The following is a 14,507-nucleotide window of genomic DNA, read 5'->3' as shown; positions in this document are numbered from 1 at the left end:
CCCCCACCCCGCCTATGACCGGGCCCGCCTGCTGGCCTGGATGGCCGAAAACGACGTGGCCCAGACCACCCACGACCACCCCGCCGTCTTCCGCGTCGAGGAGGGGCTGGACCTCAAGGCCGACCTGCCGGGCCTGCACACCAAGAACCTGTTTCTCAAGGACAAGAAGGGCCGGCTGTGGCTGATCTCGGCGGCCCAGGACACGGTCATCGACCTGAAACGCGCCCACCGGACGCTCGGCTCCGACCGTCTCTCCTTCGGCAATGAGACCCTGATGTGGGAGACGCTGGGCGTCCGCCCCGGCTCGGTCACGGCGCTGGGCCTGATCAACGACCGCGACCGTCGCGTGACCTTCGTCCTCGATCAGCGCCTGTGGGACGCCGACATCGTCAACTTCCACCCCCTGACCAACACCGCCACCACCGCTCTGGATCAGGCCGCCTTCCGCCGCGTCCTGACCCTGCTGGACCGCGAACCCCTGGTCGTGGACTTCGACGCTCTGGACTGACCCTAGTCTGCTCCTGTATGGTTCATATACGAAACGTATATGAAGGACCGTCCCATGGGCATCGTCAACATCGAGGACGAACTGCACGAGCAGTTGCGCCGGGCCAGCAAGGCCTCGTGCCGCTCGATCAACGCCCAGGCCGCCTTCTGGATCAGGATCGGCATGCTGGGCGAGTTGAACCCCGGCCTCTCCTTTCAGGATCTGATGGCGCGCGAGTTGAAGGCGGCGGGCGTCGGCGCCCCCGATCTCTCGGCCGCCGCCGCATGACCAAGACCCCGGCCGAGATCGAACTGATGGCCGAGGCCGGGCGCCTGCTGGCCTCGGTCTTCACCCATCTGGACGGCCTGACGCTGGCGGGCCTGAGCACGCTGCAGATCGACACCCTGGTCGAGACCTTCATCGTCGATCAGCTGCACGCCCGCCCCGCCAGCAAGGGCCAGTACGGCTACGGCTTCGTGCTCAACAGCTCGCGCAATCAGGTCGTCTGCCACGGCGTGCCGTCAAAGGACGAGATCCTGCGCGACGGCGACATCGTCAATCTGGACATCACCCTGGAGAAGAACGGCTTCATCGCCGATTCCAGCAAGACCTATCTGATCGGCGACGTGGCCCGCCCCGCCCGCCGTCTGGTCCAGACCACCTATGAGGCTATGTGGAAGGGCATCCGCGCCGTCCGTCCCGGCGCCACGCTGGGCGACATCGGCCACGCCATCGAACGCCACGCGACCCGCAACGGCTATTCCATCGTCCGCGACTTCTGCGGTCACGGCATCGGCCGGGAAATGCACGAAGCGCCCCAGGTCCTGCATTTCGGCAAGCCCGGAAGCGGCCTGAGGCTGCGCGAAGGCATGGTCTTCACCATCGAGCCCATGCTGAACCAGGGCCGCCGCACCGTCGCCACCCTGGACGACGGCTGGACCGTCGTCACCACCGACGGCAAGCTCTCCGCCCAGTTCGAACACACCGTGGCCGTCACATCCAACGGCGTCCGCGTCCTGACCCTGCGCCCCGACGAGGCGCGGCTGGCCGCCTGAACGCCGCAGAAGCGTCTACTATCGGCAGAGCAGGTGATGTCCGCTTTGACCCATTGCAGACGTTGGCTAAATCGCCTTGGCTGCTGGTATGCTAAAAACCTTCTCGATCACCGCCCGCATTTTTCAGCTTTTGGGAGCCCTGGTGCTTGCAGGTTCGGCCTTTCTAGCCATCGCCTTCCTGCGCGATGGGGACAGGCTTGCTTCGCTCTTCTGCGCAACCGGGGCTTTGGCTTCGGTCGCCTTCATGGTTCTCGCTGGCTGGATGCGCAAGCAGATGAAGGTCTGGTCCGATAAGTTCCCACCCAGCGTACGCTAGCCACCTAGCAAACAAGCGCCGCTGACGTTCTCGAGTCGGGCGAAAAAGTTAAAAACCTAACGGCGCCGGGGCGAGCAGGCGTCCGCGAGTCTATCGGCCATAGCAGTGTCGCGTTCCTCTTTCGCGATGATGACGGCCTCGTTGCATTGACCAGCGTTCGCCATCTCCGACAGGCGCTCTGCGCGCTCCCAGCGCTCTACTTGGCGAGTTTGGAAAAAGCGGACTCGCTGAGCGTAATTGCGCTCCGCTAACGCCTCGTCCAAGGATTGCCTGGCGGCAGAATTAGTTAGTGGCGGGACAATCTGTTGGGGTGGCCCGGGCGGGACCGAATCCTGAGCCATCGCGGCAGACGAAGCCGCCAGAGCAATTACTGTTGTCATAAGTCCGATGCGCATCGACCGACCTCCACTTCGGCGACCAGCGTTCGCCGATTTTTGATTTGAACAGGAACTCACCCTTTAGAGAAGATGTCAATCCAAGCGCCGGCCTTTGGGTGCCCGTGAAAGCAAAGGCGATTTCAGCACCCTCAACGGACATTCCTCGGGTCCGTTTCCCGCCCGCGCGTCCCCTTATGACGCAGACCCCTGCTATGGCGACCTTCATGGCGGGCCGCGCGGCGGCCGATTTCAGACGATTCAGACGAATTGGACTCTGTTTTTTCCTCCCCGGGTCCCAAGCCTCGCGGCGCGGCGCCGACTGCGTCCATTTCAACGCTTGATGGCGAGGCATCCCGACGCCATCTGATCCGTTACGATTCTTCGATCCAGATGCGGACCCGATCATGACCTTCGCCGACCCGACGCTGAACCCGCCCGCCGACCTGATCAAGGACGGCACGGACGCCTCCTTCATGGCCGACGTGATCGAGGCCTCGAAACATCAGCCGGTCATCGTCGACTTCTGGGCCACCTGGTGCGGCCCGTGCCGGACCTTGGGCCCAGCGCTGGAAAAGGCCGTGCGCGGCGCCAAGGGCGCGGTCAAGATGGTCAAGATCGACGTCGACGCCAACCCGGCCTATGCGGGCCAGCTGCGGGTCCAGTCGATCCCGACCGTCTACGCCTTCGTCAACGGCCAGCCGGTCGACGGCTTCCAGGGCGCCGTGCCCGAGAGCCAGATCAAGGCCTTCATCGACAAGCTCACCGGCGGCGCCGGCGTCAACACCGACGTCGAGCAACTGCTGTCGCTGGGTGAGGAATCCCTTGGCCTCAACGACTTGGGCGGCGCGGCCCAGGCCTTCGCCCATGTCCTGACCATCGAGCCCGAGAACCCCAAGGCCATCGCCGGCATGGCCCGCGTCTATCTGGCCGAGGGCGACACGGAACAGGCGCGCCAGACCATCGCCATGGCCCCGGCCGACTCCACCGACCCCATGGTGCAGAGCGTCCGCGCCCAGCTGTCGCTGGCCGCCTCGGCCCCGACCGGCGCGACGGCGGAACTGGAAGGCAGGATCGCCGCCGATCCCAACGACCATCAAGCCCGCTACGACCTGTCCCTGGCCCTGGCTTCGGCGGGCGATCTGGGCGGGGCGGTCGATCAGCTGCTGGCCATCGTCAAGGCCGACCGCGAGTGGAACGATCAGGCGGCGCGCAAGCAGCTGCTGGTCGTCTTCGACGCGGCCGGCGGCGCCAGCGAGATCGCCCGCGACGGTCGCCGGCGCCTGTCCTCCATCCTGTTCGCCTGATCGGAGAGCGGCGATGGCCCAGGGCTATATCAAGGCGATTGAACTGCCCCAGGTGATCCCGGTCTTCCCTCTGCCGGGGTCGATCCTGCTGGCGCGCGGCCAGTTGCCGCTGAACGTGTTCGAGCCGCGCTATCTGAACATGGTCGATGACGCCATGGCCGGGGACCGGATCATCGGCCTGATCCAGCCCCTGACCGGGCTGGACAACCCCCAGCCGCCGCTGGCCCGCGTCGGCTGCGCCGGTCGCATCACCAGCTTCAACGAGACCTCGGACGGCCGCTATCTGATCACCCTGACCGGGGTGTGCCGGTTCCGCGTAAGCAGCGAGCTTCCCGTCAAGACGCCCTATCGTCAGGTCCACGCCGACTTCGCCCCGTTCGAGGCCGATCTGCGCGCGCCTGACCCCGCCGCCGACTTCGACCGCGACCACTTCCTCGACGCCCTGCGCCCCTATCTGGAGCATCGCGGCCTGAACGTGGACTGGGACACCGCCGAGATCGCGCCTCAGGAAGCCCTGATCAACAGCCTGGCCATGGCCCTGCCCTTCGAACCGCCCGAAAAGCAGGCCCTGCTGGAGGCCCCTTCGCTGGAAAATCGCGCCGAGGCCCTGACCGCCCTGCTCCGCATCGACGCCGCGGACCCTGGCGACGACGACGGCCCGGCGATGCAGTAGGCGCCGGTGCTCAAGTAGCGCGAAGCGCGATAGCCCCCTAAGAAGCCACTTCCTCAAGCAGCGAGCGCCCGCGGCGCGAGCGATAGGAAACAAAGATGATGAGCGACGCCTTCAACACCCCCGTTTCTGTCGATCCCCGCCTGCTGGAGGTCCTGGTCTGCCCGGTCACGCGCGGTCGCCTGACCCTTGACCGCGAACGCAACGAGCTGATCTCCGCCGGCGCCAAGCTGGCCTTCCCCATCCGCGACGGCGTGCCGATCATGCTGGTCGAGGACGCCCGCCCGCTGGACTGAGGCGAGGGGAACCGAGTTTACGCCGCGCTTAGGCGGGCGCCCGCTTTCCTCATCGCGCCCTTATGCGTTTTGGGCGTCTTCTTCAGCCTCTGAAGGAGACCTCCCATGAGCCGCCGCGCCCTGCTGAACCAGTCCCTCAACCGCGCCGCCCCGCCTGGAGCCACAGCCAGCGTCTGGCGCATGACCCAGACCGTTCTGACCCTCTATCTCGGCTGCACCCCGCGCGACCCCGCCGACCGGAGCCGCTCGCGATGATGAGCGGCTATCCCGACGCCGGCGTCCCTGAAATTCAGGCCGAGGCCGTGCCCCACAGCAGCCGCACCTATGGCGTCGTCGCTCGCGACGGCGGCTGGTGCGTCACCCTGGACAGCTGCGCCACGCGGCCCTTTCCTGACCGCGAGGCGGCGCTGCGCATCGCCCGCCAGCTTCAGCGTCAGGCGGACCGCCTGAACCACGCCGAGCCCAGGTCATGACCGCCCAGCCTTTGGCCTCGCCGCCCCGTCCCGTCCTGTTCGAAATCCAGAGAGCGGGCCGGGTCTGGCGCCTTGCCTCCTCGGACGGCCTCTTCTTCGGCCTGTTCCAGACCCGCGCCTCGGCCCTGCGCTGCGCCGTCGAGGAAGCCGACCGCCGCGACGGCGGCGACGTCCTGCTGCACACTCACGACTGATCATCTGCTGCGCCGACCTGCCCTCAAGCAGCGAGCGCCCGCGGCGCGAGCGATAGGGCCTCTTCGCTTTAGAGGCTCTCGCCTCGCAAGAGGCGAGGCAAATCCCCCGTCGCCCCGCCCGCCTCGTGCATGAAGGCGCGGCGCAGGGGGGCGATGCGGTTGACCGCCGCCATGCCCAGATCGCGCGCCAGCCGCACCGGCGCCAGGTCGTTCGAGAACAGCCGCACGAAGCCGTCGAAGCCTGCCGCAAGCGCCGCATTGTCGAAGCGGCGCCAGCGAGCGTAGCGCTCCAGCACCAGCTCCGAGCCGATGTCTTCGCCGATCCGCACGGCGTCGGTCAGGACCTCGGCCAGGGCGGCGGCGTCCTTCAGCCCCATGTTGAGCCCCTGCCCCGCCACCGGGTGCACCCCGTGGGCGGCGTCGCCCAGGATGGCGATGCGCGGCGCGGTCAGCTTCTCGGCCAGCTGCAAGGACAGCGGATAGACAAAGCGCGGCCCGACGACCTCGACCCCGTCGAGGAACTCGCCGAAGCGCCGCATCAGATGGGCGTGGAAAGCCTCGTCCGAGGCGGCCTTCAGCGCCTCGGCCCGGCGCGTGCTCTCGGTCCAGACCAGGCTGGCGCGCTGCTCCGTCAGGGGCAGGATGGCGAAAGGCCCGTCGGGCAGGAAATATTCATGGGCGACATTGCCGTGGTCGCGACCCAGCCTGACCGTGGCCACCACGCCGCTCTGACCATAGCCCCAGCCGAAGGTGTCGATGCCGGCGGCACGGCGCACGGTCGAGCCGCGCCCCTCGGCGCCGACGACCAGAGGCGCACTGATGGTCGCGCCGTCCTTCAGCGTCACCGTCGCCAGGCCCGGCCCGACCTCGACGCCATCCACCGAAGCCGGCGCCCGGACCTCGATCCCGGCGGCGGTGACGGCCTCGGCCAAGGCCGTACGGATGCGGCGGTTCTCCAGCATATAGCCCAGGGGCTCGCCGCCGTTGCGGTCGCCGATCTCGTCGGCGTCGAAGCGGATATAGGCCGGCGACGGCGGGCGGCTGGCGGCGCCCGGTCGCTTGCCGTCCGTCACCAGAATGCGATCCATGCGGCAGGCGTGGGGCCGCAGGCTCTCGCCCAGGCCAAGCGCATCCAGCATGCGGAAGGTGGAATAGGCGATGGCGGTCGAGCGCCCGTCGAAGGTCGGCGCCAGCTGGGCGTCGAAGGGTTGGGGATCGACCAGCACCGGCTTCAACCCGCCCTGCGCCGCCGCCAGGGCGAAGGTCGCCCCCGCCAGTCCCGCGCCCGCGATGATGATGTCGTAGTCGGTGTCAGCCATGGGTCTTCTGTCGCGCCGATCAGGGCTCGCGTCCAGTGGGACAAAGTGGCGAGTGAGGGGTGGCGGGTGACGAAAAGGTCCCGCCGCGACTGTCGACATCCCTCGCCACTCGTCACTAACCACTCGCCACTAGGCTGCTGGTAAACAGCCCCTTAACCCTGTCGCGCGACAAGGGAGGCCTAGTCTTCTGAGGTTCGCCTTCATGTCCGCCGCCCTCGCGCTCGGCCAACGCGCCTGGTCCACCGCCCGCATCGTCTGGGGCGCGCCCTTCGCCGTGCGTTTCCGCGGCGTGCTGCAAGCCCTGCTGTCGACCCTGTTGCTGGTCGCCATGATCTCGTGGAACCCGGCGGACCCCAGCTGGAACGCCGCCTCGACGCAGGGACCGACCAACTGGCTGGGCGGAACGGGCGCGACCCTGGCCGACCTGATGATGCAGTCTCTGGGCCTGGCCGCCTGGCCCGCCGTCCTGCTGCTGATCGCCTTCGGGCTGGCCACAGCCATCGGCGACGCCCTGCAACACCGACTTCAGCCCACGGCCTTCAAGGTCTTCTGCGCGATCTCCGGCGTCCTGCTGCTGTCGGCGGCGCTGTCGGCCTTGGCCGCGCCCGCCAAGTGGCCGCTGGCCGCCGGTCTGGGCGGCCTGTGGGGCGACGGCGTCTCGGGCCTGTCGGCCCAAGGCCTCGCCGCCCTGCATATTCCCGGCGGACGCTGGATCGCCGGCGGCCTGTTCCTGATCCTGGGCCTCTGGGCCCTGGGCTACGCCGTGGGCCTGCGCCTGCGCGACTTCACCGACACCGCCGGCTGGGCCGCCGAAAAGCACGCCGCCCATCGCGCCGACCGCCCCGCCAAGGTCAAGACGCCTTCAAAAGCCGGCCTCAAGGGCGACGCCCGCATCGTGGCCGAGGCCGCCGCCGCTCCCTCTGCACGCAAGCCTCGCCGCGCGCCTGAGCCGGAAGCCGCACCCGCCGCCTATGCGCCCGAGGACAATCCCTACGCCGCCGATCCCTATGCCGACGACGAGGCGCCCGGAGCCTCGGTCCCGCCGTGGGAGGACGCCGCCCCTGTCGCCCCCATCGCGCCGCCGTCCGCGCGCGGCGCCACCCGCGCCGCCGAGCCCAAGGTCGCCGCCGTCAAGGCGCCCCGTCCCGCCCGCGACGCCGACCAGCAGACCTTCGAGTTCGAACCCAGCGACGGCTTCGACCTGCCCTCGCTCGGCATCCTGTCCAAGCCTCAGCAGCGCGTCGGCGCGGTCGACGAGGAATCGCTGAAGCAGAACGCCAAGATGCTGGAGGGCGTGCTGCAGGAGTTCGGCGTGCGCGGCGCCATCGATCAGATCCGCCCCGGCCCCGTCGTCACCCTGTACGAACTGGTCCCCGCGCCGGGCGTGAAGCATGGCCGCGTCGTGGCCCTGGCCGACGATATCGCCCGCTCCATGTCGGCCCGCGCCTGCCGCATCGCCGTGGTTCAGGGCCGAAACGCCATCGGCATCGAACTGCCCAACGCCAAGCGCGAGACGGTTTACTTACGCGACCTGCTGGCCTCCGGCGAATACGACAAGAAGAGCCATCTGCTGCCGCTCGCCCTTGGCGAAACCATCGGCGGCGAGCCTTACGTGGCCGACCTGGCGCGCATGCCCCACCTGCTGATCGCCGGCACCACCGGCTCGGGCAAGTCAGTCGGGGTCAACGCCATGATCCTGTCGATCCTGTATCGCCACACGCCGGCCGAGTGCCGCTTCATCATGATCGACCCCAAGATGCTGGAGCTGTCGGTCTATGACGGCATCCCGCACCTGCTGGCGCCGGTCGTGACCGATCCCAAGAAGGCGGTCGTGGCCCTGAAGTGGACCGTGCGCGAGATGGAGGACCGCTATCGCCGGATGTCCAAGCTCGGCGTCCGCAACGTCGCCAGCTACAACGAGCGCGCCCGCGAGGCCCAGGAAAAGGGCGAGCATTTCGAGCGCACGGTCCAGACGGGCTTCGACGAGCAGGGCCGTCCGGTTTACGAGAGCGAGAAGATCCGCCCCGAGCCCATGCCCTATCTGGTCGTGGTCATGGACGAGATGGCCGACCTGATGCTGGTCGCCGGCAAGGACGTGGAAGGCGCGGTCCAGCGTCTGGCCCAGATGGCCCGCGCCGCCGGCATCCACCTGATCATGGCGACGCAACGCCCGTCGGTGGACGTCATCACCGGCACCATCAAGGCCAACTTCCCGACCCGGATCTCCTTCCAGGTCACGTCCAAGATCGACAGCCGCACCATCCTGGGCGAGCAGGGCGGCGAGCAGCTGCTGGGTCAGGGCGACATGCTCTACATGGCCGGCGGCGGCCGCATCACCCGCCTGCACGGCCCCTTCGTCACCGACCAGGAAGTCGAGGAGGTGTGCAAGCACCTGCGCAGCCAGGCCGAGCCCGACTATCTGGACCTGATCACCGACGAGCCGGACGGAGACGGCGACGGCGCCTTTGACGAGGACGGCGGCGGGTCCGGGGACGACCTCTACGACCGGGCCCTGGCCGTGGTCACCCGCGACCGCAAGGCCTCGACCTCCTACATCCAGCGCCGCCTGCAGATCGGCTACAACCGCGCCGCCACCCTGATCGAACGCATGGAGCAGGAAGGCGTCGTCAGCCCCGCCAACCACGCCGGGAAGCGGGATATCCTGGCCGGTCCTCCTCCTTGACCTCGTCGGCTGCGCCGAAGCGGCAACTTCGCTGCCGGGCGCTATCGCTCGCGACGCGGTCGCTCGCTGCTTCAGCGCCGAAGTCAGCTCGGTTGAACGGAACTACACGCGACCTACGCCCGTTGAACGCCCTCGTCCTCAAGCAGCGAGCGACCGCGTCGCGAGCGATAGGACCCCTAAGACAATGAACACCGCTTCATCGGAGCGCCGAAATATGGTCAGGCTGGGGTCATGGGGTCGCCGTCTGCCTGCGGCTTGATGACCATCCGAACCCTCATCCCGAACGGGAGAAGACAAGACATGACGATTTCACGCCGCGCTTTCGGTTTCAGCGCCGCCGCATTGGCCATCGTGGCCGCCGCGCCCGCCTCGGCCCAGTCCAACCTGTCCGCCGCGGACCAGGCCACCCTGCGTCAAGCCCAAGCCTATCTGACCGGCCTGACGGCGGCGCAAGGGAACTTCATCGAGACCGGACCGGGCGGCCAGCAACGCACCGGTAAGTTCTGGCTGCAACGCCCCGGCAAGATGCGGTTCGAATATACCGAGCCGGCGGGCCTGCTGGTCGTGGCCGACGGCAACAACGTCAAACGCTATGATCCGCGCCTGAACGTCTTCCGTCAGGTGCCGCTGGCGGCCACGCCGCTGTCGACCTTCCTGGCCCGCGAGGTCCGTCTGGACCAGGGCGTCCGCGTCGACCGCGTCACCCGCATGGCGTCGGGCGCCTTCGCCATCACCGCCCGCGACGCCTCCAAGCCCAACGAGGGTTCGGTCATCCTGGCCTTCGCCGGATCGCCGCTGCGGCTTCAGGAATGGAGCATCACCGACGCGCAAGGGTCGCGCACCCGCATCCAGCTGACCTCGTTGCAGCCGGCCTCGGGTCTGGCCGCCAGCCTGTTCCAGCTGCGCGATCCGACGCGCCGCCCCAGCCGCAACTAAGGCGAGCGTCACGCGGCCTGCACAGCCTTGACGTATTTTGTTGATTTGACTTTTTTCTCGGCTGTGACACTTTAAGCACAGGAACGACGGCGGTCGTTCTGTCCGCCATGGAATCATCCCCTCCCGGCGGCGAGAGAGACGAACTTGTTCAGCGCCCGGACCCGTTCCGGGCGCTTTTTTCTGGTCGCGACCATGCTAAGGCCGGGCCATGAGCCTTCGCATCGTCACCTGGAACATCAACTCGGTCCGCCTGCGCGTCGACCAAGTCGCCCGCTTCGTCGCCGAATACGCGCCCGACGTCCTGTGCCTGCAGGAGATCAAGTGCACTGAGGACCAGTTCCCTCGGGAAGCCTTTGAACAGATGGGTCTGCCCTATCTGAAGATCCGCGGCCAAAAGGGCTGGCACGGCGTCGCCATCGCCAGCAGGCTGCCCATTCTCGACGGTGAAGGCCCTGCGCTCGACGTCTGCCGCGAAGGCCATGGCCGCTGCGTCTCGGGCCTGATCCAGGGCGTCGAGGTGCAGAACTTCTATATCCCCGCCGGCGGCGACATTGCCGACCGCAAGCTGAACCCGAAGTTCGATCACAAGATGGACTTCTATGAGCGGCTGACCGCGGAGATAAAGACCCGCGACCAGCAGCGGCCCCTGATCCTGGCGGGCGACTTCAACATCGCGCCGGGCGACAACGACGTCTTCAATCACAAGTTCATGCTGAAGGTGGTCAGCCACACGCCGGGCGAGATCGAGACCCTGCGTCGTCTGCAAGACGCCGGTGGGTTCGCCGACGTGGTGCGCGATCAGATCCCGGACCCGGTCAAGCTGGCCAGTTGGTGGAGTTATCGCGCCAAGGACTTCCGCGTGTCGAACCGGGGCCTGCGGCTGGATCACCTGTGGACCTCGCCGGGCCTGACGCCCGCCGTGGTCAAGGGCAGCGCCCGCATTCTCGATACGGTGCGCGAATGGGAACGGCCCAGCGACCACGCCCCCGTGGTGATGGACCTGGACGTCTAGAAAAATTCAGATGAGCAGACGACAGGCGGTCGAGGGAGCGACCGCCTGTCGTAAGAGTCTGGCGCGAAGATCTGAGTTCAGATGCGATCGCATCTGAACCGATTTCGCTATACGTCTCAGGCGGCGCCGAGCAGCTTGGCGCCGGCCAAGACGCCCAGCAGGATCAGGGTGACGCTGCCGGTGAAGACGACGACGGCTTCAAACGAGAAGGCGTCGGCGCGGGGGTGCACGAGTTTCATGTCTTGGTCCTTTCGGCGGGGAGATCCGAATGCACCGAACATGGTCCATCGACCCGCTGTGGACAAACCACGGTTAGGCTGGGTCGAGTGAGTTCAGATCAATCGATGGGGCTGGCGTGGGCCTCGGCTTCGATCCAGTTCAGGAAGCGCCGCAGCTTGGGCTCGTCGGCCCGTTCGGGCAGGACCACGGCCCAGTAGGCCAGGTCGTTGGTCAGGGCGTGGTCGACGGGCTGGATCAGCCGCCCCTCCCTCAGGTCGTCAGCGGCCAGGGGCGCCGAGGTCAGGGCCACGCCGCGTCCCGACAGGGCGGCCTCCAGCGCCAGATGACTGTGGCTGAAGACCGGGCCGCGCAGATTGTGGACCCGCGGATCGACGACGCCCGCGCTCTCGAACCAGGCCTTCCAGCCCATGCGGTCGGCGAAGGGCAGGTCGTGCCAGCTTTCATGGATAAGAACGGCGCCCAGCAGGTCCGCCGGGGTGTGCATCGACCGCGCCGCCGCCAGAGAGGGGGCGCAGACGGGGATCAGGCGTTCGCTCATCAACCGACGCGCGACCTGACCGGGATAGGGGCCTTCGCCGTAGCGGAGCGCCACGTCGGCCTCGCCGTTCGACAGGTCGGCGATGCGGTCCTCGGCGAAGACGATCAAATCGAGGTCAGGGTTGTCCTCGCTGAAACGGTGGAGGCGCGGCGACAGCCACTTGCCCGCCAGCGACGGCAGGGCGGAGATCCGCAGCTGGCGGCTTCGGCCCGGTCGCACGGCCTCCAGCGCGCTTTCCAGCCGTTCAAAGGCGTCGGCCACGCCCTGGGCCAGCCGACGGCCGTCTGCGGTCAGAACCACGGAGCGGTTGAAACGGTCGAACAGACGCAGGCCCAGCCGCATCTCCAGCGCCTTGATATGGCGGCTGACGGCGCCGGGCGTGACGCCCAGCTCCTCGGCGGCCTCGCGGAAGCTGCCGAGACGGGCGGCGGCGTCGAAGGCCCGAAGCGCCACCAGAGGCGGGGTCGGACGACGCTCGCTCATCAGTTCGTCAGGCCAAGGTCAGGGCTGGAGGCGGTAGCCGCCCGCGTCGGTCAGCAGCAGCCGCGCCTGACCGGGCTCGGGCTCGATCTTCTGACGCAAGCGATAGATGTGGGTTTCCAGGGTGTGGGTGGTGACGCCGGCGTTGTAGCCCCAGACCTCGGTCAGCAGCTCCTCGCGCGACACGGGCTTGGCCCCGGCGCGATAGAGGTACTTGAGGATATTGGTTTCCTTCTCGGTCAGCCGAACCTTCTTGCCCTTGTCGTCCAGCATCATCTTCGACGCCGGACGGAACTCGTAGGGGCCGATCTGGAAGACGGCGTCCTCGGACTGCTCGTGGCTGCGCAGATGAGCGCGGATGCGGGCCAGCAGGACCGCAAAGCGGAAGGGCTTGGTGACGTAGTCGTTGGCCCCCGAGTCGAGGCCGAGGATGGCGTCAGAGTCCGACGACTGGGCCGTCAGCATGATGACCGGGGTCGAGACCCCCGCCTTGCGGATCAGGCGACAGGCCTCGCGGCCGTCCATGTCGGGCAGGTCGACGTCCAGCAGGATCAGGTCGGCGCGAACCTCGCGCGCCTGACGCACCCCGTCGGTGGCGGTGGAAGCCTGGACGGGACGGAACTCCTCATGCAGGGCCAGTTGCTCGGCCAGCGCCTCGCGCAGGTCGTCGTCGTCGTCGATGATGAGGATCGTCTTGGGGGTCGCCATGACTAGAGAATGGCGAGGCTTGAGGGGTTCGCCAAGGGTGCTCCGCTATTTCATCGCTTTAAGAGGGTTTTAGGGGCGTATTTCGTTCCCCGAACAGGGCCGAACCGACCCGAACGTGGGTCGCGCCGCAGCGAATGGCGGTTTCATAGTCACCGCTCATGCCCATCGACAGCACCGACAGGCCGTTTCGGGCGGCGATTTCGGCCAGAAGATCGAAATGCGGTTCCGGCGTCTCGTCCGCGGGGGGGATGCACATCAAGCCCTCGACGCTGAGGCCGTGAATATCCCGCGCGGCGGCGATCAGGGCGTCGGCCTCGGCAGGCAGGACGCCGGCCTTCTGCGGTTCGGCGCCGGTGTTGACCTGGACGAGGACACGGGGGCGGCGACCCGTCTTCTTCATCGCCGCGGACAGGGCGACCGACAGCTTCTCGCGGTCCAGGGTCTCGATGACGTCAAAGAGTTCGACCGCCTCGACCGCCTTGTTGGTCTGCAAGGGGCCGATCAGGCGCAGTTCGAGGTCGGGCAAGACAGCGCGGCGCTCGGCCCAGTGGCCTTGCGCCTCCTGCACCCGGTTCTCGCCGAAGACGCGTTGGCCGGTGGCCAGGGCCGCCTCCAGCGCCTCGGACGGCTGGGTCTTGGACACGGCGGTCAGGATCACGGACGCCGGGTCGCGCCGGACCTCGACGCAGGTCTGGGCGATCCGCTGGCGCACGGCGGCGAAGCGATCATGGATGGACGGAACGATGGAAGCGGGATTAGAGGCGGTCATGACCCTGTCCGAAGACGCGCGCACGCTGTGGCAGACAGCGACGGCTCTAGCCCGTGCGGCGGCGGCTGTCAGCCCGCCGAAAAGACCCCTGCCCCCGCTGCTCTTCTTCACCGACCCCGCGCGCACGCCCCGGCCGTGGGAGACTGCGGCCTGCCTGCCGGTCGGCGCGGGCGTGGTGTTCCGGCATTTCGGGGCGGCGGATGCGCTGGAGACCGGATTGCGGCTGCGGGCGGCGACCCAGGCGGCGGGCGTCCGCCTGCTGGTCGGACTGGACGCCGATCTGGCGGAGCGGATCGAGGCGGACGGCGTGCATCTGCCCGAACGGGCGCTGTCGGCGGCCTATGCCCTTTCGGGGCGGCGGCCCGATTGGCTGCTGACGGGGGCGGCGCATTCGGCGGCGACTGTGAAGGCGGCGAGGGATCTGGACGCTCTGGTGCTGTCGCCGGTGTTTCCGGCAGGCGGCGCATCGGGGCGCAAGCCGGTTCTGGGCATCGACGGCTTCAAGGCGCTGAGGACCCACGCCCCCTGCCCCGTCTATGCCCTGGGCGGAATCCGGGCGGGCAATGACGCTGATCTGTTGGGATCAGGCGCATGCGGGATCGCGGGCGTGGACGCCGTGCAGACCGCCTTCAGGCCCTAAGGCCAGACGC

General features: G+C 67.9%; 19 protein-coding genes. 14 read left to right on the top strand and 5 right to left on the bottom strand.

Translation table 11 applies throughout. The features are described 5' to 3' along the window. The 10 genes from HX774_RS08180 to HX774_RS08135 form a co-directional block, all read left to right on the top strand. Positions 1-508: prolyl-tRNA synthetase associated domain-containing protein (locus tag HX774_RS08180; protein WP_370523380.1), on the top strand; the 508-nt coding region annotated here is incomplete at its 5' end. Positions 509-562: 54 nt separating this feature from the next. Further along, positions 563-775 carry a ParD-like family protein gene (locus HX774_RS08175; RefSeq protein WP_178825845.1) on the top strand — a complete coding sequence of 71 codons (213 nt, stop codon included), beginning with the start codon at positions 563-565 and terminating at the stop codon, positions 773-775. Continuing rightward, a complete protein-coding gene (gene map, locus HX774_RS08170) occupies positions 772-1,542 on the top strand; it encodes a type I methionyl aminopeptidase (RefSeq protein WP_178825829.1) in 771 nt (256 codons plus the stop codon). Before HX774_RS08175 ends, map begins: the two co-directional genes overlap by 4 nt. A gap of 76 nt (positions 1,543-1,618) precedes the next feature. Continuing rightward, complete coding sequence (locus HX774_RS08165) at positions 1,619-1,858, top strand: hypothetical protein (protein WP_178825826.1); 240 nt, start codon at positions 1,619-1,621, stop codon at positions 1,856-1,858. Between the two features lie 781 nt (positions 1,859-2,639). Continuing rightward, the gene (trxA, locus tag HX774_RS08160) at positions 2,640-3,539 is read left to right on the top strand and encodes a thioredoxin (RefSeq protein WP_178825824.1); all 900 of its coding nucleotides are present in this window, start codon (positions 2,640-2,642) and stop codon (positions 3,537-3,539) included. A 13-nt stretch (positions 3,540-3,552) separates the two neighbouring features. Then, positions 3,553-4,212 carry an LON peptidase substrate-binding domain-containing protein gene (locus HX774_RS08155; protein ID WP_178825822.1) on the top strand — a complete coding sequence of 220 codons (660 nt, stop codon included), beginning with the start codon at positions 3,553-3,555 and terminating at the stop codon, positions 4,210-4,212. Between the two features lie 98 nt (positions 4,213-4,310). Next, positions 4,311-4,505 (top strand): Trm112 family protein, encoded by a 195-nt coding sequence (locus HX774_RS08150; protein ID WP_114818212.1) that lies wholly within the window; start codon positions 4,311-4,313, stop codon positions 4,503-4,505. A 105-nt stretch (positions 4,506-4,610) separates the two neighbouring features. Further along, the gene (locus tag HX774_RS08145; RefSeq protein WP_178825820.1) at positions 4,611-4,760 is read left to right on the top strand and encodes a hypothetical protein; all 150 of its coding nucleotides are present in this window, start codon (positions 4,611-4,613) and stop codon (positions 4,758-4,760) included. Beyond that, positions 4,757-4,978, top strand: a complete 222-nt coding sequence (locus HX774_RS08140) for a hypothetical protein (protein ID WP_114818213.1) — start codon at positions 4,757-4,759, stop codon at positions 4,976-4,978. Before HX774_RS08145 ends, HX774_RS08140 begins: the two co-directional genes overlap by 4 nt. Further along, the gene (locus tag HX774_RS08135) at positions 4,975-5,172 is read left to right on the top strand and encodes a hypothetical protein (protein ID WP_178825818.1); all 198 of its coding nucleotides are present in this window, start codon (positions 4,975-4,977) and stop codon (positions 5,170-5,172) included. The genes HX774_RS08140 and HX774_RS08135 overlap by 4 nt, the downstream gene beginning before the upstream one ends. A 68-nt stretch (positions 5,173-5,240) precedes the next feature. Here the strand turns inward: HX774_RS08135 and HX774_RS08130 are convergent, their stop codons facing one another. Continuing rightward, positions 5,241-6,491 (bottom strand): UbiH/UbiF/VisC/COQ6 family ubiquinone biosynthesis hydroxylase, encoded by a 1,251-nt coding sequence (locus HX774_RS08130; RefSeq protein WP_178825816.1) that lies wholly within the window; start codon positions 6,489-6,491, stop codon positions 5,241-5,243. Between the two features lie 202 nt (positions 6,492-6,693). On the opposite strand from HX774_RS08130, the gene HX774_RS08125 reads away from it, so the two are divergent. The 3 genes from HX774_RS08125 to xth all read left to right on the top strand — a co-directional run bounded on the left by HX774_RS08125 (position 6,694) and on the right by xth (position 11,122). Next, a complete protein-coding gene (locus HX774_RS08125) occupies positions 6,694-9,174 on the top strand; it encodes a DNA translocase FtsK (RefSeq protein WP_178825814.1) in 2,481 nt (826 codons plus the stop codon). A 300-nt stretch (positions 9,175-9,474) separates the two neighbouring features. Then, on the top strand, positions 9,475-10,110 hold the full coding sequence (locus HX774_RS08120; protein WP_178825812.1) for an outer membrane lipoprotein carrier protein LolA: 636 nt from the start codon (positions 9,475-9,477) through the stop codon (positions 10,108-10,110). A 208-nt stretch (positions 10,111-10,318) separates the two neighbouring features. Continuing rightward, positions 10,319-11,122 (top strand): exodeoxyribonuclease III, encoded by an 804-nt coding sequence (xth, locus tag HX774_RS08115; protein ID WP_178825810.1) that lies wholly within the window; start codon positions 10,319-10,321, stop codon positions 11,120-11,122. Between the two features lie 116 nt (positions 11,123-11,238). Here the strand turns inward: xth and HX774_RS20035 are convergent, their stop codons facing one another. The 4 genes from HX774_RS20035 to HX774_RS08100 all read right to left on the bottom strand — a co-directional run bounded on the left by HX774_RS20035 (position 11,239) and on the right by HX774_RS08100 (position 13,857). Continuing rightward, positions 11,239-11,361, bottom strand: a complete 123-nt coding sequence (locus tag HX774_RS20035; protein WP_255500235.1) for a hypothetical protein — start codon at positions 11,359-11,361, stop codon at positions 11,239-11,241. A gap of 98 nt (positions 11,362-11,459) precedes the next feature. Beyond that, complete coding sequence (gcvA, locus tag HX774_RS08110) at positions 11,460-12,383, bottom strand: transcriptional regulator GcvA (protein ID WP_178825808.1); 924 nt, start codon at positions 12,381-12,383, stop codon at positions 11,460-11,462. 18 nt (positions 12,384-12,401) lie between these two features. Next, on the bottom strand, positions 12,402-13,088 hold the full coding sequence (locus tag HX774_RS08105) for a response regulator transcription factor (RefSeq protein ID WP_114818220.1): 687 nt from the start codon (positions 13,086-13,088) through the stop codon (positions 12,402-12,404). A 58-nt stretch (positions 13,089-13,146) separates the two neighbouring features. Beyond that, positions 13,147-13,857, bottom strand: a complete 711-nt coding sequence (locus tag HX774_RS08100; protein ID WP_178825805.1) for a YggS family pyridoxal phosphate-dependent enzyme — start codon at positions 13,855-13,857, stop codon at positions 13,147-13,149. Between HX774_RS08100 and HX774_RS08095 the strand changes: the two genes are divergently transcribed. After that, on the top strand, positions 13,856-14,497 hold the full coding sequence (locus HX774_RS08095; protein ID WP_255500234.1) for a thiamine phosphate synthase: 642 nt from the start codon (positions 13,856-13,858) through the stop codon (positions 14,495-14,497). The genes HX774_RS08100 and HX774_RS08095 overlap by 2 nt on opposite strands. Positions 14,498-14,507 lie beyond the last annotated feature (10 nt).

It is taken from the genome of Brevundimonas sp. P7753 (genome assembly GCF_013386595.1).
GTDB classification, from domain to species: domain Bacteria; phylum Pseudomonadota; class Alphaproteobacteria; order Caulobacterales; family Caulobacteraceae; genus Brevundimonas; species Brevundimonas bullata.
This window is presented reverse-complemented; position numbering and strand designations above follow the sequence as displayed.

Excerpts from the sequence above, each read along its gene's own strand:
- HX774_RS08145 (WP_178825820.1), top strand. The coding sequence starts at position 4,611 with ATGAGCCGCCGCGCCCTGCTGAACCAGTCCCTCAACCGCGCCGCCCCG.
- HX774_RS08100 (WP_178825805.1), bottom strand. The coding sequence starts at position 13,857 with ATGACCGCCTCTAATCCCGCTTCCATCGTTCCGTCCATCCATGATCGC.
- HX774_RS08140 (WP_114818213.1), top strand. The coding sequence starts at position 4,757 with ATGATGAGCGGCTATCCCGACGCCGGCGTCCCTGAAATTCAGGCCGAG.
- gcvA (WP_178825808.1), bottom strand. The coding sequence starts at position 12,383 with ATGAGCGAGCGTCGTCCGACCCCGCCTCTGGTGGCGCTTCGGGCCTTC.
- HX774_RS08130 (WP_178825816.1), bottom strand. The coding sequence starts at position 6,491 with ATGGCTGACACCGACTACGACATCATCATCGCGGGCGCGGGACTGGCG.
- trxA (WP_178825824.1), top strand. The coding sequence starts at position 2,640 with ATGACCTTCGCCGACCCGACGCTGAACCCGCCCGCCGACCTGATCAAG.
- map (WP_178825829.1), top strand. The coding sequence starts at position 772 with ATGACCAAGACCCCGGCCGAGATCGAACTGATGGCCGAGGCCGGGCGC.
- HX774_RS08150 (WP_114818212.1), top strand. The coding sequence starts at position 4,311 with ATGAGCGACGCCTTCAACACCCCCGTTTCTGTCGATCCCCGCCTGCTG.
- xth (WP_178825810.1), top strand. The coding sequence starts at position 10,319 with ATGAGCCTTCGCATCGTCACCTGGAACATCAACTCGGTCCGCCTGCGC.
- HX774_RS08155 (WP_178825822.1), top strand. The coding sequence starts at position 3,553 with ATGGCCCAGGGCTATATCAAGGCGATTGAACTGCCCCAGGTGATCCCG.
- HX774_RS08105 (WP_114818220.1), bottom strand. The coding sequence starts at position 13,088 with ATGGCGACCCCCAAGACGATCCTCATCATCGACGACGACGACGACCTG.
- HX774_RS20035 (WP_255500235.1), bottom strand. The coding sequence starts at position 11,361 with ATGAAACTCGTGCACCCCCGCGCCGACGCCTTCTCGTTTGAAGCCGTC.
- HX774_RS08135 (WP_178825818.1), top strand. The coding sequence starts at position 4,975 with ATGACCGCCCAGCCTTTGGCCTCGCCGCCCCGTCCCGTCCTGTTCGAA.
- HX774_RS08095 (WP_255500234.1), top strand. The coding sequence starts at position 13,856 with ATGACCCTGTCCGAAGACGCGCGCACGCTGTGGCAGACAGCGACGGCT.
- HX774_RS08125 (WP_178825814.1), top strand. The coding sequence starts at position 6,694 with ATGTCCGCCGCCCTCGCGCTCGGCCAACGCGCCTGGTCCACCGCCCGC.
- HX774_RS08120 (WP_178825812.1), top strand. The coding sequence starts at position 9,475 with ATGACGATTTCACGCCGCGCTTTCGGTTTCAGCGCCGCCGCATTGGCC.
- HX774_RS08175 (WP_178825845.1), top strand. The coding sequence starts at position 563 with ATGGGCATCGTCAACATCGAGGACGAACTGCACGAGCAGTTGCGCCGG.